The sequence below is a fragment of the Methanolinea sp. genome, from assembly GCA_016699325.1.
Lineage (GTDB): Archaea > Halobacteriota > Methanomicrobia > Methanomicrobiales > Methanospirillaceae > UBA9949.
In genome coordinates, this window is sequence record CP064971.1 from 588,348 (window position 1) to 601,921 (window position 13,574).

The 13,574-nt window shown below is 57.0% G+C and carries 17 protein-coding genes; 13 read left to right on the forward strand and 4 right to left on the reverse strand.

Translation table 11 applies throughout. From position 1 onward, the window contains the following. The first annotated feature begins 36 nt into the window (after positions 1–36). From IPI71_03010 to IPI71_03065, 12 genes are all read left to right on the forward strand, one after another. On the forward strand, positions 37–1,266 hold the full coding sequence (locus IPI71_03010) for an NAD(P)/FAD-dependent oxidoreductase (GenBank protein QQR71493.1): 1,230 nt from the start codon (positions 37–39) through the stop codon (positions 1,264–1,266). Next, positions 1,263–1,973, forward strand: a complete 711-nt coding sequence (locus IPI71_03015; protein ID QQR71494.1) for a glycosyltransferase family 2 protein — start codon at positions 1,263–1,265, stop codon at positions 1,971–1,973. The genes IPI71_03010 and IPI71_03015 overlap by 4 nt, the downstream gene beginning before the upstream one ends. Next, a complete protein-coding gene (locus IPI71_03020) occupies positions 1,957–2,928 on the forward strand; it encodes a flippase-like domain-containing protein (protein QQR71495.1) in 972 nt (323 codons plus the stop codon). Before IPI71_03015 ends, IPI71_03020 begins: the two co-directional genes overlap by 17 nt. Next, positions 2,912–4,984 (forward strand): hypothetical protein, encoded by a 2,073-nt coding sequence (locus tag IPI71_03025; GenBank protein QQR71496.1) that lies wholly within the window; start codon positions 2,912–2,914, stop codon positions 4,982–4,984. The genes IPI71_03020 and IPI71_03025 overlap by 17 nt, the downstream gene beginning before the upstream one ends. A 120-nt stretch (positions 4,985–5,104) precedes the next feature. Further along, positions 5,105–5,473, forward strand: coding sequence for a 50S ribosomal protein L7ae (locus IPI71_03030; GenBank protein QQR71497.1), 369 nt, complete (start codon positions 5,105–5,107; stop codon positions 5,471–5,473). 7 nt (positions 5,474–5,480) lie between these two features. Next, positions 5,481–5,690 carry a 30S ribosomal protein S28e gene (locus IPI71_03035; protein QQR71498.1) on the forward strand — a complete coding sequence of 70 codons (210 nt, stop codon included), beginning with the start codon at positions 5,481–5,483 and terminating at the stop codon, positions 5,688–5,690. 5 nt (positions 5,691–5,695) lie between these two features. Next, on the forward strand, positions 5,696–5,887 hold the full coding sequence (locus IPI71_03040; GenBank protein QQR71499.1) for a 50S ribosomal protein L24e: 192 nt from the start codon (positions 5,696–5,698) through the stop codon (positions 5,885–5,887). 7 nt (positions 5,888–5,894) lie between these two features. Next, positions 5,895–6,344 (forward strand): nucleoside-diphosphate kinase, encoded by a 450-nt coding sequence (gene ndk / locus IPI71_03045; protein QQR71500.1) that lies wholly within the window; start codon positions 5,895–5,897, stop codon positions 6,342–6,344. A gap of 51 nt (positions 6,345–6,395) precedes the next feature. Beyond that, positions 6,396–7,040: an NAAT family transporter gene (locus IPI71_03050; protein QQR71501.1), complete on the forward strand. Its 645-nt coding sequence runs from the start codon at positions 6,396–6,398 to the stop codon at positions 7,038–7,040. Positions 7,041–7,107: 67 nt separating this feature from the next. Next, positions 7,108–7,884, forward strand: coding sequence for a carbon-nitrogen hydrolase family protein (locus IPI71_03055; protein ID QQR71923.1), 777 nt, complete (start codon positions 7,108–7,110; stop codon positions 7,882–7,884). A gap of 67 nt (positions 7,885–7,951) precedes the next feature. After that, complete coding sequence (locus IPI71_03060) at positions 7,952–9,160, forward strand: threonine synthase (protein QQR71502.1); 1,209 nt, start codon at positions 7,952–7,954, stop codon at positions 9,158–9,160. Then, positions 9,094–9,711 carry a hypothetical protein gene (locus tag IPI71_03065; protein ID QQR71503.1) on the forward strand — a complete coding sequence of 206 codons (618 nt, stop codon included), beginning with the start codon at positions 9,094–9,096 and terminating at the stop codon, positions 9,709–9,711. The genes IPI71_03060 and IPI71_03065 overlap by 67 nt, the downstream gene beginning before the upstream one ends. Before the next feature lie 228 nt (positions 9,712–9,939). On the opposite strand, the gene IPI71_03070 is transcribed toward IPI71_03065, so the two are convergent. The 4 genes from IPI71_03070 to IPI71_03085 all read right to left on the reverse strand — a co-directional run bounded on the left by IPI71_03070 (position 9,940) and on the right by IPI71_03085 (position 12,473). Next, positions 9,940–11,307, reverse strand: a complete 1,368-nt coding sequence (locus IPI71_03070; GenBank protein ID QQR71504.1) for an MBL fold metallo-hydrolase — start codon at positions 11,305–11,307, stop codon at positions 9,940–9,942. Between the two features lie 16 nt (positions 11,308–11,323). Continuing rightward, entirely contained in the window at positions 11,324–11,620 is a 297-nt protein-coding gene (locus IPI71_03075) for a hypothetical protein (GenBank protein ID QQR71505.1), read from the reverse strand. Next, complete coding sequence (locus IPI71_03080; GenBank protein ID QQR71506.1) at positions 11,587–12,000, reverse strand: hypothetical protein; 414 nt, start codon at positions 11,998–12,000, stop codon at positions 11,587–11,589. The genes IPI71_03075 and IPI71_03080 overlap by 34 nt, the downstream gene beginning before the upstream one ends. A gap of 146 nt (positions 12,001–12,146) precedes the next feature. Further along, the gene (locus IPI71_03085; protein ID QQR71507.1) at positions 12,147–12,473 is read right to left on the reverse strand and encodes a hypothetical protein; all 327 of its coding nucleotides are present in this window, start codon (positions 12,471–12,473) and stop codon (positions 12,147–12,149) included. 172 nt (positions 12,474–12,645) lie between these two features. Here IPI71_03085 and IPI71_03090 point away from each other — a divergent pair, with 172 nt between their 5' ends. Further along, positions 12,646–13,485 carry an 8-oxoguanine DNA glycosylase gene (locus IPI71_03090; GenBank protein ID QQR71508.1) on the forward strand — a complete coding sequence of 280 codons (840 nt, stop codon included), beginning with the start codon at positions 12,646–12,648 and terminating at the stop codon, positions 13,483–13,485. Positions 13,486–13,574 lie beyond the last annotated feature (89 nt).

Consider the following 13,574-nt stretch of genomic DNA (forward strand, 5'->3'; position numbering starts at 1 on the left):
ATCCCTCTTTTCAAATAACTACCTTGAACTCCCTCTATGAAGGTATGCATTATTGGGGGCGGACTTGCCGGTCTCGCAGCTGCACTGCGGCTCTCACCCAGGAACGAAGTTGATATTTACGAGAAAAATAGCCATCTCGGCGGCTGCCTCTCTTCACACCAGGTGGATGATTACTGGATTGAACGGTATTATCACCACTGTTTTACGCAGGACCACCAACTGTTCGCCCTCCTGTCCGAGCTCCGGATCGCAGACAGGCTCGAATGGCTCCGGGGGACTTCAGGATATTTCGCCGGCGGGACCATCTACCCGCTCAATACCCCTGCCGAGATTCTCCGCTATCCGCTCCTCTCGCTGACCGACAAGGCAAAGCTTGCCCTGCTCACCATACGATCGCGGAATATGGATCCAGAGGCGCTCGATACAATCACTGCCAGAGACTTCATCATCGGTGAGGTCGGTGAGAGAACCTATGCATCATTCTTCGAACCGCTCATGCGGAGTAAATTCGGTGAGCTACGGGATCGGGTCTCTGCAGCCTGGCTGGTCGGGCGGATAGCCATCCGTTCTAACCGCGGTCTCTCCGGGGAACGACTCGGATATCTCCGGGGAGGGTTCCAGGTACTGGTGGACGCCCTCTCCGAGGCCACCGGGAAAGACTGCACGATCCGTCTCAACGACCCGGTCACAACCATTGCACGGGAAGGTAGTGAATGGAGGATAAACAATCGGCGCTATGATGCGGTCGTCTCGACCGTGCCGCCCCAGGCCCTTACCCATGCCGGCGGACCGGACCTTCCCCCAGTACCCTACCAGGGAGCTGCCTGCCTCACTATCGGGATCGATGAGCAGGTCACCAAAGGAATCTACTGGCTGAACATGAAGGATCCTGCCCCCTATGGGGCAGTCATCACCCATACCAACTTCGTTCCCTCCGAACGCTACAACGGGCATATTGTATACCTTGCCTCGTATTTCACCGGGACACTGCCTGCCCGTGCCGATACAGTGATGCAGGACCACTTCTGCAACACTTTCCACGTGCCCGAATCATCAATCAGGTGGGTACGGATGGCGGTTGATCCGCTTGCCGGTCCTGTTTTTTCCACCGGATACCATGATATGATCCTTGCCTACAGGGCAAAGGGGTTCTTCTGGGCCGGGATGTTTTCCCCATCGAACTACCCGGAACGGAGCATGGATGGGTCCATCACCGCCGGATTTGCTGTCGCGGGGGAGCTTGAGCGGACAAGGGGGGAGCCATGACCGGTGTGAGCGTGGTGATACCGGTCTTCAACGACCGCGAAGCGCTCGAAACAGCCATTTCCCGTTCGATTCGCATGCTCGAAGAGCTCGGCGAAGACTTCGAGATCATCATCGCTGAAGACGGAAGCACCGATGGCACTGCTGCTGTGGCCCGTGCCTACAGCACCAGCGATCCACGGGTGCAGTTGCTCCACTCCGATGAGAGGCTCGGGCGGGGAAGGGCTCTTTCCCGGGCATTCCGGGAGGCCCGTGGACCAGTGGTCTGTTACTATGATGTAGACCTTGCAACCGATCTCTCGCATCTCCGGACCCTGATCTCGGCTATCTGGGACGGATATGATATCTCGACCGGATCCCGCCTCCTTCCGAAGAGCAGGATTGACCGAAGCCAGGGCCGGGAGGTTGCAAGCCGCGGATACAATTTCCTCGTCCGGGTAATCCTGAACAGCAAGCTGCACGATCACCAGTGCGGGTTCAAGGGGTTCAACCGGGAACGACTCCTCGCCCTCCTCCCTGCAGTCAAAGATACCCACTGGTTCTGGGATACCGAAGTACTGGTACGGGCAGGGCATGCCGGATACAAGATCCTCGAGTTTCCGGTGGTCTGGAAACAGGGAAAGAAGACAACCGTGAAGAGACGCGATATCTGGGATATGGGACGATCTATCCTCCGGCTCTGGTGGCAGTTGCATGTATCGGAAGATTAGTGCGATTGTCGTCTCGACCCTTATCGCACTCGGGATCATCGCCTTCATGCTCTTCCGGGTCAGGGACGACCTTGTCACCGCTTTCAAGCATATTGTGTGGGGATATCTCCTCCTTGCAACCGCTGTCTGCCTTGGTGCATGGCTGCTACGGGGGTTCCGGTACAAGGTCATTCTTTCGGGAGTGGGAGTCTTCTGCGGGCTTCTCTTTTCCACCGGCTGCATCTTTGTGAGTCAGACCGCAAACCTCATCGTTCCTGCCCGGCTTGGCGATCTCGTGCGTGTGTTCATTCTTCGACATGAATACGGCTCGACCATTTCCCAGGGCATATCTTCCCTCGTGGTTGAGCGGGTCTTTGATATTGTGACCGTCGCCCTTCTCGGTGCCCTCTCCCTCTTCTTCGTCCTCGATGTACCCGCCTGGTTCTACACCATCATCCTCGTCCCCCTTGCGCTCGGTGCGGCCTTCTTCATCTTTCTCTACTTTTCAGGACGGTTCGTGTCAGAAAACCGGTATATCCGGGTCATCCTCTCTATACTCGACCAAATCCGGGCAGTCTCGCTCTCGCTCCCCTCGGTCCTGTCAATATCCCTGCAGTCATTCGTGATCTGGATATTCGATGTCCTGGTCTGCCTCTTCGTAGCCATGATGTTCCAGCAGTTCATCCCTTTCGCAGTCGTCATTTTGGCAATCGTCATCGGGAACCTGGTGAAGGCCGTTCCACTTACCCCGGGAGGGGTCGGTACATATGAGCTCTCTGTGGCTCTCACCTTCACTGTGGCCGGAATCGATCCTGCCATTGCCACCCTGATCGCTGTCATCGATCACCTTATCAAGAACCTTGTCACCCTGGCCGGCGGTATCGTCTCCATCTACTTCTTTGGCGACTGGGTTATCGACACAATCCGATCCGCGTTCAGGAGAGAGATGTACGGGGGTGATGGGAGTGGAGCCTGAATTCCAGCTCGTCTCGCTTCTGGCGTGGCTTGCACTGCTCCTTTTTCTCCAGCTCTCGGTCTGGCCATCACTTCGGCCGGCCCTCCGCGAATTCGCTTATCCTGTCTCGTTTCCCTTCTCCCTGCTCGCATTTACCCTTATCTCCTGGTATTGCGGGCTCTTCCACCTCCCTGTCCAGGCAGCTTTTGCACCGTTCATCATCATGTTCGCATATTTTGCGATGAGACGGGAGTATGCCCGGAGCTCTTTTTCCGGCCAGTGGCGCTGGATCCTGGTGTTCTTGATTTTCTTCGTTTTCATGCTCGAGCTCCGGTTCGTCAACCCAAGCATATCCTATGCCGAGAAGTTCATGGACCACGCATTCCTGGGCTCGATCATGCGGGTTCCGGTTGTCCCGCCGCTCGATCCCTGGTTTGCCGGAGGGTTCTTAAATGTCTACTACTACCTCGGGTACTGGATGTTTGGTGCGCTGGGTGTGGTAACCACCATCCCCTCACCGGTGGTATTCAACCTGGCCCTCCCTACAGTGCTCGCGAACGCGGCCGTGTCGCTGTACGCCCTCGCCCATCTGCTTACCCCGCGGCTGCGGTGGCTCCCGCTTCTCACCCTGCTCGTGGTGAACCCATCATTCCTTTGGAACCTGTTCCAGGGAAAGGGGCTCGGATCGGTCCTCTGGGACAGCACCAGGACCATCCCCAATGCCATCAACGAGTATCCGATCTTCTCGTTCGTGTGGGGGGATCTTCACGCCCACGTGATATCCCTTTTCAACCAGGTGTTCCTGTTATTCATTCTTGTCTCTGCCCTGCTCTCATGGAAGGATGCCGGGAGAAACGAACGTATGGTCATGATAGGACTTGCTGCCCTCTCCCTGGGATCGATGCCGCTCATCAATTCCTGGGATGTGATCCTATACGCTCCGGTAACGGTGGTCTTTGGCCTCCTTATCTGGTATTATGGCAGGTCTGATGCACCCCCTCCGCCCCGTGAGGAGAACATGGCGAGCCGGCGCCAGGGTTCAGGCAGGGTGCCGGGCAACAGCTTGCTTGCGAAGGACTGGAGTTTCCTCTTCTGCGTCCCGCTCCTCTCGGTTCTTATCTACGCCCCCTTCTATTTCCAGATGACCTCCCGCGGGATTCAGGGTGTCGGTCTTGTCCATACCCCGACACCGGTTTTCGCATTCCTCCTCGTTCACGGGATCTTCATCGTTCTGTTCCTCGTTGCCCTGTACAGGGATATCCTGAAATGCCCGCTTCTCCTCCTGACTCCTATACCGTTTGCCCTGGCGGGATACGCGGCTGCGGGGATTGCAGCCCTCCCGCTGGCATACTTTTTGGCTAAAAGGAAACGCTATCCCGCAGACCTGCTGGCCATATTTGGTCTCACGGTTATCATCCTCTGCGAGTTTCTTTACCTGAAGGATAACATGGGGGAGGTCTACTTCCGGATGAATACCGTCTTCAAGTTCTACCTCCCGGCATGGATCCTGATGGGGTCCGCGGGATTCTCCATGATCGCAACCGTGCTTACCCCCCTTGTTTCACATCGGGAACTACCCCGGAACCTCCGCCTCGGGCTCCTGGCCGGCGCAATCGCCCTCCTCCTCATCTCGCCCCTTGTTATCTCTTTCGAATACCAGTACAGGGACACCACCCTTGATGGCCTTGCATACCTATCATCAACCCATCCGGGCGATGCCGAAGCGGTTGCTTTTCTCCGGTCGCTCGATGGAGTAACCGCTATCGTGGAAGCCGAGGGTGGAGATTACACCTACTATTCCCGCATCTCGTCATTTACCGGGATCCCGACCATTATCGGCATGCCCTTCCATGAGTTCATGTGGCGCGCGAATGGCTGGTTCTGGGAACGGACCAACGATGTCAGACTTATCTACGAGGAACCCGGACAGACCCTCACCCTGATGAAAAAATACAACGCGACCCACCTGTATGTCGGTGATGCAGAGCGGGAACGCTACAATGTCCGGGTGGAAGAGGCAGGACTGCCCCTCCTGTACGAGCGATCGGGAGTCCAGGTTTACCAGATCTCCACCTGAAACTCTCCCCGCAAGGTCAAAAACCTTTATTGCCATTCCTGTCGAACTGATATGGCTACATCGTCGTTTCTGACTGATGAGTGATGAGGGAGACTACGCTACTCCTGAATGAGGTGAGTTATGGCTAAGACGTACATAAAATTCGAGGTTCCTGAAGAGATTCAGAACAAGGCACTCGAAGCTCTTGAAATTGCCAGGGATACCGGCAAGATCAAGAAGGGTGCAAATGAGGCGACGAAAGCAATCGAGAGGAGCCTTGCCACAATGGTCTTCATCGGCGGGGATGTCGAGCCAGAAGAGATCGTGATGCACCTTGCCCCGCTCTGCGAAGAGAAGAAGATCCCCTACCTCTTCATCAACAAGCAGAATGATATCGGGGCCGCGAGCGGACTTGAAGTCGGATCGACTGCTGCTGCAATTGTCAAGCCCGGCAAAGCAAAAGATCTCATCGATGAGATCGCCAAGCAGATCAGCGGCCTGAGAGCGTGAGAGGATCATGGCCGACGAAGGTACCCCTGCTGAAGTGATCGAGGTCATCGGCTCCACCGGGATGCACGGGGAAGCGATGCAGGTGAAGTGCCGGATCCTCGATGGTCCCAACAAGGGGCGCATCATCACCCGGAACACGGTCGGTCCTATCCGTGAAGGGGATGTCCTGATGCTCCTCGAGACTGAGCGTGAGGCAAAGAAGCTCTCGAGGCGGTGAGAGATATGGTTGAGCGGAAGAACTGCAGTTTCTGCGGTGAGGCCATTGAGCCCGGCACCGGAAAACTCTTTGTGAGAAAAGACGGTTCCATCTTCTATTTCTGCAGCTCAAAGTGCGAGAACAATTTCCGGCTCGGCCGCGCACCACGCAGGGTTCTCTGGACAAAGGCTGCGCGCAAAGCGAGAGGAAAGGAGTGAACTGGCCGTGGACCAGACCTTCGTGATGGTCAAGCCCGATGGTGTTGCCCGCGGCCTGATCGGTTGCATCGTCATGCGGCTCGAGAGAAAAGGCCTCCGCCTGGTCGCGGCACGGCTCGAGAAGATACCCGAGAAACGGGTGATGGAGCAGTACCGGGAGCACCTGGAGAAACCGTTTTTCCCATCACTTCGCCATTACATTACCAGCGGCCCCTGTTTCCTGATGGTCTGGGAGGGAAGGAACGTAGTGCCGGTGGTAAGGGCCATGGTCGGGTCGACTGACCCTGCCAAGGCCGCTCCCGGGACCATCCGGGGAGATCTTGCCATAGACACCGGCAGGAACGTGGTACACGCTTCTGATTCGCCGGAAAGTGCCCGACGGGAGATAGCTTTACACTTCCCGGCGGGTGAGCTCTGTTCGTACCGACGCGCAGACGAGGCTGTCCTCTACGAGTAACGTTTCCCCGGCAGGAAAGATTCTTTTTTTTCTCTGCTTACATAACACTGTATGACAGGGGATGCGGTCACGTTTGCCCTTCTCTCCCTCTCATCGATCATCATTATCGTCAATCCCCTCGGGGCTACCCTAACCTACGTGACCCTGACCGCGGGGATGAACCCCCTCACCCGGCGGGATGTGGCAAAGGAGTCCTGCCGGTATGCTCTTCTCATCCTGATCGCCTTTGCCCTGATGGGCGGCCTTATCCTCCAGGTGTTCGGGATTACCATCGATGCTTTCCGGATCGGTGGGGGTATCCTCCTCTTCGTGATTGGCATGGAGATGGTGTACGCCCGTACTTCACGCACGAAGCTGACGGCTACCGAGAAATATGAGAGCATGGAAGCAGAGGATATCTCGGTGACCCCGCTCGCAATCCCCATGATCGCTGGGCCGGGAGCGATCACAACGATCATCGTGCTCGTGAGTGAGGCGGCTGGTTCCTTCCCGGACATAGCGATGATTATCATATCGATCCTGGCGGCTGTCCTCCTCACCTACCTGATGATGATCCGCTCGGACACCATCGTATCCAGGATCGGCCAGAAGGAGTTCCGGGCCATCAACCGCCTGATGGGAATGCTCCTGATTGCCATCGCCGTCCAGTTTGTCATCAACGGGCTCGTCTCGGCCTTCCCCGCCCTCTCAGGCTGATCTGGAGCCGAAAAGCTCACATAATTCCAAGCGCCAATTTTCCGGTGTGAAGATCTTCGGAGTGCAGATGCGGAGCGTCTGGGAAGATCCTGCAGCCACCCTGGCAAAAGCAGAACCGTTTGTTCATTCGGCTGCACGGCAGGGTGGCTTGCTCGCCTGCTTTCCAGAGCAGTTCGCTACCGGCTGGGACCCGGAATCGCTGCTGCACATCCAGGACCGAACAGGCCCCATCGTCTCTTCCCTTAAAGAACTTGCGAGGGATGCCGGCATCGCCATCCTCGGATCGTTCCGGGAAGCATCCAACCAGGGCCCACATAATGTATGCATTGTCGTAGATAACGACGGGGAGGAACTTGCATCCTATGCAAAGAGTCATCTCTTCTCTCCTGCCCGCGAGGGCGTTTCCTATGTCCCCGGCACCTGGCCTGGAACGTTTACGCTCGATGGAATGCTCTGTGGCATCGCGATCTGCTATGATCTCAGGTTCTCGGGGCTCTTCTCCGCATATGCCCGGAAAAATGTGCAGGCCATGATCGTACCAGCCGCCTGGCCCGCGTCCCGGATCGGGCACTGGGAACTCTTAATAAGGGCCCGTGCCGTTGAATACCAGATGTACGTGGTCGGAGTCAATACCATCGGAACGACACCGGTTGATTCCTATAACGGACACTCGATTGCCGCCGATCCCCTGGGGACGATCATTGCCGAGGCTGGGAGTGCCGAGATCGCGTTCCCCGTTTCTCTAGACCGGGATTATGTCGAAAGGGTCAGGGAAGAGTTTCCGGTTGCAGGAGACCAGAATCCGCAACTGTACTCCCAGTTCAACGATCCCGGGAGCGGCTGAACACCGCATGGCTCCCTGCCGGCTGCATCCCTCGTGTATATGAGGAATGAACAACCACAATACAGGTATGTATCGCCTCACCTGCGTGTACTGTGGCGAATCGTTCGGATCTGGCGAGACCATCTACACCTGCCCAAGCTGCGGCCACCTCCTTGCAGTCGAGTACGATCTTGATTCGATCACCGTGCAGCGTGAGACGTGGAACCGCCGCCCGCTCTCGGTCTGGCGGTACCGTGAACTACTCCCGGTGACCATTGCGCCGGTCACCCTCCAGGAGGGAGGGACTCCCCTCTATCAGCTGGAACGGATAGGAGAAGAGATCGGGCTCCCCTACCTCTATGCCAAGCACGAGGGAATGAACCCGACCGGTTCCTTCAAGGATCGCGGTATGACGGTAGGGGTGAGCATGGCCCTCCAGCTGCGCAAGACCACGGTGGCCTGTGCAAGCACCGGGAACACCTCGGCAAGCCTTGCCGCGTATGCAGCTAAGGCCGGGATCCCTGCAGTAGTGCTCCTCCCGGCTGGCAAGGTGGCACTCGGGAAAGTGGCCCAGGCCCTCATGCATGGGGCAAAAGTCATCTCGATCCGGGGCAACTTTGACCGGGCACTGGAGATGACCCAGGAACTCTGCCTCACCCACGGGCTCTACCTGCTCAACTCGGTTAACCCGTTCCGCCTCGAGGGTCAGAAGACCATCGGCTTTGAGACTGTCGACCAGCTTGGGGGAGTCCCGGACCGGATGGTGCTCCCCATCGGCAATGCAGGCAACATTTCAGCAGTGTACAAGGGGCTCACCGAGCTGCTCGCCCTCGGCCTCATCGACAGTCTCCCTATGATGACCGGTATCCAGGCTGCCGGGTCGAGTCCGGTTGTCCGGGCTATCCGGGAGAGACTTCCTGAGGTCATAGCCGAGAAGAATCCCGAGACTGTTGCCACTGCGATCCGGATCGGCGCTCCGGTCAATGCAGAAAAGGCACTATCGGCAATAAGGAAGACCGGCGGGACGGCAGAGCTGGTGAGCGATGAAGAGATACTTGCCATGCAGCGTGACCTTGCGCGTAAGGAAGGGATTGGCGTAGAGCCGGCGTCTGCAGCTTCGGTTGCCGGAGTCCGGAAGCTGGCCGAGGCCGGTCAAATTGACCGGAAGGAGCGGGTGGTGTGCGTTGTGACCGGGCATCTCCTGAAAGATCCTGATACTGTGATACGACAATGCGAAACCCCGATAGAGATCGATGCCGATCTGCAGTCGCTGCTCTCGGTATTGCGTTCTTCCTGATCGCTGTCCCGGCCCTTGCGCTCACGGCAGAGTACCGGATCGCACCAAACGGGACCGTCTACCAGGGAGCAGTGCAGGTGGAGAATGCGGACCGGTTCGAGTTCACCGAGACGGGGCTTCTGGGGGAGCGGATCCCGATCAAGGTGACCGGGGTCTCCCTTTCCGGCGATTGCGCTCCCTGTACGTTCTCCTGGAGCGACCGATCGGTCATCACTTTTCCAAAGGGGAACTACACGGTGCGGTATAACGGGCCGATCGTCCAGAACCACATGGTCGTCTCTTTTTCCGAACCCTATCGGGTTGTGGTGAATGTCCCTCCCGGCCTCGATGTCCGGAACCGGTTTATCGGTGCCATCAGCCCGCCGGACGCTACGGTATCGGAACAGAAGGATGGTTCCCTCCTGGTGACCTGGAATGCAACCCGATCAGCCGAGCTCCGGTTCTACCCTCCGGAACGGGAGAACTGGCTCGCATGGTTCGGCCAGTTCTGGATCATCGTTGCCATCGTTCTGATCCTCCCGTTCCTTCTTTCAAGGAGAAAGGGATCATGACGGGGCTGACCTGTGGTAACCGGTAGTCAGCCCTGTATCAAAAGAGCGAAACGATGGTTTTTCCATCGATACACCGAGCGGATGGTCTGCCGAAAAGGGACGTTGATCAGAAAAAACCCCGATTCCCGGCTCCACTGATAAAGTACTGCCAATTCATCAAGGAGAAACATTTTAGCATCATCGCTCTTCCGCGGGACGGGAATGATGCACTTCATATAACCCCCCGCATCAGGGGGCAAATCCCGCCCGCTGGTATGCCGTGTAGCCGCCCCCGAGGTTGGAGACCCGGGAGAAACCATGCATCTTCAGGATGCTCGCCGCGATGCTGGCACGCTGGCCTCCACGGCACATGACGATATAATGACCTGCAGGATCGAGCCCGATGTATCTTGTCCTGAGATCGTGCCAGGGGATATGGATCGACTGCCCCGCGTGAGCCGCCTGCCACTCCTCACGGGATCGGACATCGATGAGGGTAGCATCTCCGGAAGTGACGAGGGTGTGTGCCTCATGAGGCGGCATGACCGACACACGGTCTATGGGGAGTCCCGCAGATCCCCACAGGAGCATCCCCCCTTCAAGAAACCCGGGGATGTGGTCGAAGCCGACCCTGCGGAGCTGGAGCGTTGCCTCCTCGGCCTGCCGCCGATCATCAACCACCAGGAATATATCCCGGTCTGGGGGGAGTACCCATCCGGCCTGCGTAGCAAAGTTGCCGGTGAGATCGATATGCCACGATCCGGGAATGTGCATCCCGGAGAATGCAGGGTAACTCCGTACATCCAGGACGATCGCGCGTTCTTGACGGATAGAGGCGGAGAACGCTCCCGGGTCGAGCGGGGCAGGTTGTACCAGGTCTTTCATCAGGGCAGGTCCGGCCCGGTTGATGACCGAACAGCGGGCGAAGTGATCCGGTGCGGCAGGCATGTCAGAGGTAAGCACACTGACAAACTCCGTACGACTCTGGATGCGGAGCGCGTAGTTGTACTTCTTTTCGTAGCCGATGGTGGTCGTCCGTTTTGCCGACATCATTCTCCCGCACAGCGATCCCATGCCGTGGGCAGGATATACTTCGCATTCGTCCGGGAGCTTCAGGATCTTTTCATGGAGGTTATCGTAGAGGGCGGCTGCCAGTTCCCTTGCTTTTCCCGGGAAGAGATCGGGTCTCCCGACATCTCCGACAAAGAGGGTGTCTCCCGAGAACAAGGCAACCGGTGAATCTCCCCTGCTGGTATCGGCTGCGACGTAACAGATCTCATCGGGCGTGTGCCCATAGGCACCGAGAACCGTGAACCGGATATGTTCAAGCTTTACCTCGTCTCCATCGGACACTGGGATATGCGGGAATGCGCAGTTCCCTGCTTTCGGGACTACGATCTCTGCACCGGTTGCCTCGGCAAGATCGAGGTGGCCGGAAACGAAGTCAGCATGCAGGTGTGTCTCGAAGATATGGGTGATCCGGAGACCCATGCCACGGGCAGCATCGAGGTAACGTCCGATGTCACGGGAGGGATCGATGACCACACAGGTCTTGTTTGCGGCAACGAGGTAAGAGATATGGGCGATTCCGGGCACGAAAAACTGGATGATGATCATACAATCACGTTCTTTGTCAGATCAGGAGGGAAACGATCCCAATAAACTCATTGTCATAGCACCCCCCCGCTTTGAGGCTGTCCTTCGTGGTGTAGCCCCCTGCCCCATCAGGAGGGCATTGACCTGGTGCGTCAGAAGGGGGAAAGCAATCCGATACATAGATACAGAGTGCCATAATCATGGCAAGAGCCTGAATACGCGGAGGTTTCTTGAGGAGGAACTCGCCATTCCTGAACGGTTTATCCTTGAGAATCCGGAATCCCTGTTTGACTGCACAGTTCAGGAATGCCCGGCAAGCAGTGAGTCGAGGCACATTATAACCGGAACGAGTTCAGGAGGTTCTCCCCCGGTCTGCGCAGTCACGGTCTTGCCATCGTACGTTATCGAATAGGAGAAGTAGTCGGCTCCAGGTTGCTCTGCCGGATAATCCGGTGCCAGATAAATGATGTTCGCACGCTCGAGAACCCCCCCGAGTTCATCCAGCGAGCTTTTAGCGAGGGTGAAGGTGCCCGAACCGGTGTTCCGCACATAGACAACGTCACCGGTGTCGAACACCACCATGTGGTCGTTGAGTCCGGCAATGCCTCCCGTTCGCTGATAATCGACCAGGATTTCGGGAGGCGGGGGTTTTTCTCCGGAACGATCAGGAGGGGAACTGCATCCTGCAGTGAGGATGAGAACGAGGAAAACCATTGAAACACCTGCTGATACCGGTATCTTCCGACAGACTGGCAAGCCCATACAACAGACTCCCCGGGAAATTCTGACCTGTTTTAATCTCATTTTGCCCGTATGGGCATATATTCCTATCCTGCCATGAAAAGAAGTAAAGGCAGGGGTCAGACCTGGAGTATGTCCTCTTTCTCGCCTTTTGTCGTTTTACGCGCGGGGGTAATGGCCTCGATGGAGGTGATCAACACGTCCATCTTTTGATTGTTGAAGATATTCCGGAAGGCTTCAAGTTCTTCTGATCCCATAATCATGACACCTTTCTTCTTCATGGGCGTCCCCTTCCCGGTGAGCGGGTTGATCTCAACCGCAAGTGATGCCGGGCGCGACTTTGTCTGCGGGAGCTTCAGGATAGTTACCCCCTGGATAGAGGTCACTTTCCGCTCCCAGTCCTCGCCATTCTCGAGAAAAGTTTTGAGGGTCTCAATAAGTTCCATACGTAAAAATCGCAAGTCTTTGCATTAAAACCATACGTGTGAAGCATGAAAGAAAATCAGACCGGGGATCCCGGGGTTTTCATCGCCTCGGAATCACAGGATGGTTCATACCTGCCGGGAAGGCAGTATAGAGACCTATTTCTTATGCGGGCGCCCCACCTCCTCTGCACGCATGTTCCGGATTACCATCCCTGCCCGGTTATTCTCCCTCGACCTGACGCTCGGCTGCGGGCAGGTATTCCGGTGGGAGTGGCGAGGGGACTGGTGGGAAGGAGTCGTTGGCAACGATGTGATCCGTATCCGGCAGGAAGGAGACCTGCTCATGTGCGAATCCGGCAACCTGGAAACCGTCCGTTCATACTTCCAGCTTGACCTCGATCTGGACGCAATCCTCAGGTCAATTGACCGCGATCCAATCATCCATGAGGCTATCGGCCACTGCGCGGGCCTGCGTATCATCAGGCAGGAACCCTGGGAATGCCTTGCCTCCTATATCTGCGCCACGTATACCAGTATCCCCGCAATAAGGAAGAAGATTCGACTCCTTTCCGAAACCATGGGAGAGCCGATCGAGACCGCATACGGGACGCGCTACCGGTTCCCTGAGCCTGAAGCGGTTGCCTCATCCGGGCTGTGCGATATCCGGCGATGCACCCTTGGTTACCGGTCAGGATACCTGTGGGAGACTGCACACACGATTGCCGGAGACCCCGCATGGGCAGAGCGGTTGGCTTCCCTGCCACTGGAGGAAGCGCGCAGGGAGCTCATGGCGTTCAAAGGAGTCGGACCGAAAGTTGCCGATTGCGTGCTCCTCTTTGCCTTCGCCCGTTACGAGGCATTTCCGGTGGATGTCTGGATCGCCCGCATCATGCAGCAGTGCTACGGTCTTCCGGCTAAAGCAGGTTACAACCGTATTGTCAGGGAGGGGCGGGCACTTTTTGGGCAATATGCAGGTTATGCCCAGGAATACCTGTTCTGTGCCCGCCAGCGCCTTACAACGGGCCATAGCTGATGTGACCTGGCGGGATTGGGGCCTGCAAGAAAAAAAAACTCGCGCCTGATCCTACATAGAATGTGCCGGCAGAAGTGAGCGGGACATAC